The organism is Streptococcus parasanguinis (assembly GCF_001578955.1).
GTDB classification, from domain to species: Bacteria; Bacillota; Bacilli; order Lactobacillales; family Streptococcaceae; genus Streptococcus; species Streptococcus parasanguinis_U.
In genome coordinates, this window is the sequence record NZ_KQ969689.1 from 95255 (window position 1) to 100578 (window position 5324).

Sequence of the window (5324 nt, forward strand, 5' to 3'; positions counted from 1 at the left end):
GAGCAGGTCAAATACCAGGCGGCTCACCATGAATTGGTCGCTTCAGCCATTGCTACCAAGCTAGCCCATGAGATTGATCCTAACAATAAGGTCGGCTGTATGCTAGCAGCAGGGCAAAACTATCCGCATACCTGTGCTCCACGAGATGTCTGGGCTGGTCTAGAAGAAGACCGCAAGAACTATTTCTTCATCGATGTGCAAGCGCGTGGGGAATACCCTAACTATGCCAAGAAAGAGTGGGAGCGTCAGGGAATCACGGTTGAGATGACGGAGCAGGACCTGCAATTGTTGAAAGACCATACAGTGGACTTTATTTCCTTCTCCTACTATGCTAGTCGGGTCGCTTCAGGGGATCCAGCTGAAAGGGAGAAAACAGCGGGCAATATCTTTGCCTCTCTGAAGAATCCCTACCTAGAAAGCTCAGAGTGGGGTTGGCAGATTGACCCTCTTGGTCTCCGTATTACGCTGAACACCATCTGGGATCGTTATCAAAAACCCATGTTTATTGTAGAAAATGGACTAGGTGCCGTTGATACCCCAAATGAAGCCGGGGAGATTGAGGATGACTATCGGATTGATTACCTCGCTGCCCATGTCAAGGCCATGCGGGAGGCCATCAACGAAGATGGCGTTGTCCTCTGGGGTTATACGACTTGGGGCTGTATTGACCTGGTCTCTGCCGGGACAGGAGAAATGAAGAAACGCTACGGCTTTATCTATGTCGATCGGGACAACGAAGGCAAGGGAAGTTTGGAGCGCTCCCGTAAGAAATCCTTCTATTGGTACAAAGAAGTCATTGCGACAAATGGGGCTTCTGTTGAATAAAAGTTTTCGGTACTTGCTGGCCGACTCTCTCCTATAAACGAAAAAGCTTAGAATCCCAACCACAAGCTGGGGTCCTAAGCTTTTTGTATGTAGTTTAGCCAATTCATTACGGATTTACTGGTCGTAATCTAAGACATTGTTCTCGATTACAAACTTAGATTCAGCGGAAATGTCGGCTGCTCCTAGTTGCAACTGCGAACTTCCGTCTGGCTTCATGATGTGCCACTGACCGTCCTTGTGGGCAAAAATAGCCTGAAATGTGACGTTATCGGTCTTGTCTCGAATGGGTAGAACAAATGCTTGATCTGTATTCTCTAAGAGAATCTCTTCTTTTTTTTTCAAAGTTATAGATATAAAATTGCCCAGTTCTTTGTCCCAAACCATGAAGTTCATCGACTTTTTGCCAGTTTTCAAATTTTGTCCGAACAAGGGATTCATTATAAATCTTGTTGAAGGTTTCGTTGCGTTTCTTCCTCGTCTAGTGTTTTCTGAAACTCTGCAACCTTTTTAGTCGTTTGGATGGTTTGTTTGTTTTGCTCCCTGATTTGGTGTCGGTGGATGACTCGCATCATTCTTGCAGCAACGCCCAGGATGACAAGGATGGATACAAGACTGATTTTAGTTTTAGCATTATTTTTCATAGATGAGTCTCCCTATTCTGTCATTGGTCCTATTATACCCTTTGAAAGAAAGGATCGTCAAGTTCATCTTGTGATGATCTAACATGCAGATCTAGCTGGGGACAATAGAATTTTATCAGATTTTCATTGACGAAGGTCCCTTTATTTGATAGGCTAGGGGAATAGAACTGATTTCGCAAGAAAAGGAAAAAGGAGCGAGGCAAGTGGCACGGATTTTATTAATCGAGGATAATAATGATATCCAAGAAATTTTATACAGTCTCTTAAGTGAAGATCATGAGGTCCTTCAGGCTTTTTCAGGTACAGAAGGGCTACGGCTCTTCCAGCAAGAAGCCATTGATTTGGTCCTTCTGGATATCATGCTTCCAGGGAAGAATGGGGACCAGGTCCTTGAGGAGATCCGTATGCAGAGTCAGGTGCCAGTCATCATGATGACGGCTCTTGGAGACAAACACCTCATTAGCCAGTACCTCCTTGCAGGTGCCAATGATTATATTGTCAAGCCCTTTAATCTGGACGAAGTGGCAGCTCGGGTGACGGTGCAGTTGAGAAATAACAACACTCCGGCACAGGAACCTCCATCATCGAAAAAGCTGACTTTTAAAAATCTGGTCCTGAACCCAGAAACCTTTGAACTGGAATCTGGAGAACAGACGCTTCGCTTGGGCAAAAAAGAATTTCAAATTTTTGAGACCTTACTGGCGCATCCAAAGAAGATTTTTACCAAGGAAGAGTTGTATGAAGCAGTCTGGGAAGAAGTTTATCTGCCTGGAGACAATACGCTCAATGCCCAGTTGAGCAACCTCCGAAAGAAAATTGCTCAGCTCGATCCAGATGAGGACTATATTGAAACCGTCTGGGGCTTGGGAGTTCGCTTGAAAGGAGACAAGTAATGTGGGGATTGGTTCTAGTTCTAGTCGTCCTTGTCCTTCTCTTGGGACTAGGTTACCTTCGCCTACTCTCTGCCCTCAAAGATTTGCAGGAGCAAATTCAAAAGAAGCTCCAAAATGGGAGTGGGGTACGGTTGACCTCTCAGGTCTCAAAAAAAGAATTGGTCGCCTTGACCAAGCAGGTCAGTGATCTGTTTGAACAGATCGAGCGGACCAATCGGATTGCCTTTCAAGAGAAGAAAACCTTGGATATGGCCATCAGTAATATTGCTCACGATATCCGGACGCCTTTGACCATTGCTTCGGGCTATACCCAACAAATCATCAAAGGAGGGACGCAAGAAGAGGAAAAGCTGAAGAAAATTGCTTCCAATCTTCAAGTTGTCTCCAAACGCTTGGAATCTCTCTTGGAGTACAGACGCTTGATGGAGGGAGCCATCCTGCCTCGGATTTCAGACGTTCATCTCAGCCAAGTGCTAACCCAGCAGTTATTCCAGTATTATGATAGCTTGTCTGAGGCGGGGATTGCCTTAGAGGTAGAGCTAGAAGAGCATCTCCATTATGCTACCGATCCTGAGCTTTGGGAGCGCCTCTTGCAAAATATGCTCAGCAATGTCCTCAAGCATGGAAAGGAGCAGGCCCGTTTGACCTTGACCTCAGACGCGGACACGATTCGGGTCGAGCTGCGCAATATTGTGCAACAACCGATCCAGCACTTAGACCAATTGGCTAGTCGATTCTACTCTGAAAATCTCTCGGATACAGAGGAGTCTTCTGGCTTGGGTCTCTACATTATTCAAAATTTTGTAGAGATCTTAGGGGGAGACTTGCAACTGGCAACGGAGGCAGACTGGTTTATCTTGACCATTACACTAAGAAAAAAGGCTTGAGCACTGCTCAAGTCTTTTTGTTATAAATCTTTGTGTTTAAAAGTAGCCAGTCCTAGGAAGCCGAAAACAAGGATGAATCCAAGGGCGATCGAGAGGGTGTTGGTTGTTGCTGTTGTGCTCTGTACCATGGAATATTGGAATTCCAAGTTTAGATAGTGGAGAATATCAATATCTTTAAGGAAGAGCGCAGGAAGGCTTAAGAGGATATTTCCAATGAAGTAGCCAACGAAGGCCAAGGTGATGGATTGGCTGGCATAAAGAAGGAAGGAAATGATGCTGACCCAAGCCAAGGTGGAAAGGAACTGAATCAGCACGGTCAGTCCAAAATGAGCAAGGAAGTGCTCTGGCATGGTGCCAAGTCCATTGTAGAGCGTCGCGATCAAGAAGACGAGACCATAAGAAACAAGAAATTGGAAGAGAGCAATGGTCAGAACAACGGCGCTTTTGGCAAAGTAGTAACTGGTGCGAGAAACGCCATAGGCCAGACTATTCTTGTATAAGTTTTGCGTTAAGTCTGTTCCCAGGACCAAGGTGATGACAATAATGGTAAAGAGGATGGTCACACTGATGCTGGAAGAGTAGTTGGTCAAAGCTTTAAAGCCTGTCCAAACTTCGGTCGCTTGGGGCAATTTGGATTCCGTATTGACGCCGACGTGGCCAGTAGCTCCAAAGATGACTCCAGACAGGATGTTGAGAACGAGAATGGCTTCTGTAATCCAAAAACCTTTGGAGCGAAAAAGTCTGTAAAAATCTGCTTGAATGGTATGCAACATGATAAATCTCCTAAATGAAATATGTGGGATAGGTAATAGAGGAAGACGGTGATTGGACTAGTCTACCAAGTCCGTAAAGAATTTTTCCAGATCTTGGCGGGCATAGTAGATTTCGTCCACGTCAATATCGGCTTGAACGAGGGCTTTGACAATGACTTTAATATCGTGAGTCTGTCCGAAGATATGGATTTCTCCATCCTTATCGATGACCTTGATGCGGTGATGGAGTTGATCCTGAATCAGTTGACTCGCAAGGGCTAGCTGGCTAGTCTTGAGAATGATGTAATCTTCTCCTTGTTCTTCGAATTCAGCCTTGCTAATTTCTTTGATCAGGCGTCCTTGGTCGACAATACCAAAACGATTGGCAACCAGATAGAGTTCAGAGAGGATGTGGCTGGAAATGAGGATGGTCATACCGAGTTCATCGTTGAGGCGTTTGATCATTTGACGGAATTCCTTGATTCCGACAGGATCGAGACCATTGATGGGTTCGTCTAGAATAAGGAAATCTGGCTTAGCAATGAGAGCAATCGCAATTCCCAACCGTTGTTTCATTCCTAGTGAGAAGTCACGGAATTTCTTCTTACCCGTATTATTCAGGCCAACATAGTTCAGGGTTTCTTTGATGACCTGGTCGGGATTGGGGATATGGCGAGCCTTGCAATAGTAGACCAGGTTTTGATAAGCGGTCATATGCTTATGGGCCACGGGACTCTCAATGACGGATCCAACCCGTTTAAGCGCTTGGGTCCACTGGGAGCGATTTGTAGAAGCAAAGAGAGAGACGCTTCCATCAGTTTCTTGAATCAGCTGGGTGATGACCTTGATGAGGGTGGTTTTCCCTGCACCATTTTTGCCGATCAGGCCGTAGACGTCGCCTTTGCGAATGGTGAGATTCACATCATTTAAGGCGTATTGTTGACCAAATTTTTTACTCAAATGGGAAATTTCTAATACTTTTTCCATGGTTTTCTCCTTCGTCCAAATGACTAGTTGTTTTCTTTACACTCTTAGTATACAGCTTGCTTTTCAAATAACTATCAAGCAATTCTCAAATATTTCTAAAAAATTGCGGTAAAGACTTCTTATAAAATAAAAATGTTGAATAGGTGACTCTACAAAGAAATAAAAAGAATTTCTAATGTTGAAATTCAATCCAAAATATATTAAAACTTTCCGCTGTGAGAAAAGTGCTAGAAACGATCATGTTTCTAGCACTCGGGAGTTTTGGAACCTTGGGTCCAAAACTAAGTCATGGAACTTCTTTGAAGTTCGCTGACGTCCGTACTCACCTAAGGAAAGTTT

Annotated in this window: 7 protein-coding genes; 3 read left to right on the plus strand and 4 right to left on the minus strand. The window is 44.5% G+C overall.

Going from position 1 to position 5324, the window contains the following annotated elements; translation table 11 throughout:
• On the plus strand, positions 1 to 825 hold an 825-nt coding region (locus SPADD19_RS12150; protein WP_241496361.1), incomplete at its 5' end, for a family 1 glycosylhydrolase.
• Positions 826 to 939: 114 nt separating this feature from the next.
• On the opposite strand, the gene SPADD19_RS12155 is transcribed toward SPADD19_RS12150, so the two are convergent.
• Together SPADD19_RS12155 and SPADD19_RS12160 are read right to left on the minus strand one after the other, a co-directional pair.
• Positions 940 to 1239, minus strand: a complete 300-nt coding sequence (locus SPADD19_RS12155) for a hypothetical protein (RefSeq protein WP_241496362.1) — start codon at positions 1237 to 1239, stop codon at positions 940 to 942.
• A gap of 23 nt (positions 1240 to 1262) precedes the next feature.
• Positions 1263 to 1466, minus strand: coding sequence for a hypothetical protein (locus SPADD19_RS12160; protein ID WP_241496363.1), 204 nt, complete (start codon positions 1464 to 1466; stop codon positions 1263 to 1265).
• Between the two features lie 203 nt (positions 1467 to 1669).
• Here SPADD19_RS12160 and SPADD19_RS00455 point away from each other — a divergent pair, with 203 nt between their 5' ends.
• Together SPADD19_RS00455 and SPADD19_RS00460 are read left to right on the plus strand one after the other, a co-directional pair.
• A complete protein-coding gene (locus SPADD19_RS00455; RefSeq protein ID WP_061454913.1) occupies positions 1670 to 2359 on the plus strand; it encodes a response regulator transcription factor in 690 nt (229 codons plus the stop codon).
• The gene (locus SPADD19_RS00460; protein WP_049471878.1) at positions 2359 to 3246 is read left to right on the plus strand and encodes a sensor histidine kinase; all 888 of its coding nucleotides are present in this window, start codon (positions 2359 to 2361) and stop codon (positions 3244 to 3246) included. Before SPADD19_RS00455 ends, SPADD19_RS00460 begins: the two co-directional genes overlap by 1 nt.
• Positions 3247 to 3266: 20 nt before the next feature.
• On the opposite strand, the gene SPADD19_RS00465 is transcribed toward SPADD19_RS00460, so the two are convergent.
• Both SPADD19_RS00465 and SPADD19_RS00470 read right to left on the minus strand, forming a co-directional pair.
• Complete coding sequence (locus SPADD19_RS00465; protein ID WP_006595651.1) at positions 3267 to 4019, minus strand: ABC transporter permease; 753 nt, start codon at positions 4017 to 4019, stop codon at positions 3267 to 3269.
• 57 nt (positions 4020 to 4076) lie between these two features.
• Positions 4077 to 4985, minus strand: coding sequence for an ABC transporter ATP-binding protein (locus tag SPADD19_RS00470; protein WP_049471876.1), 909 nt, complete (start codon positions 4983 to 4985; stop codon positions 4077 to 4079).
• Between the last annotated feature and the right edge of the window lie 339 nt (positions 4986 to 5324).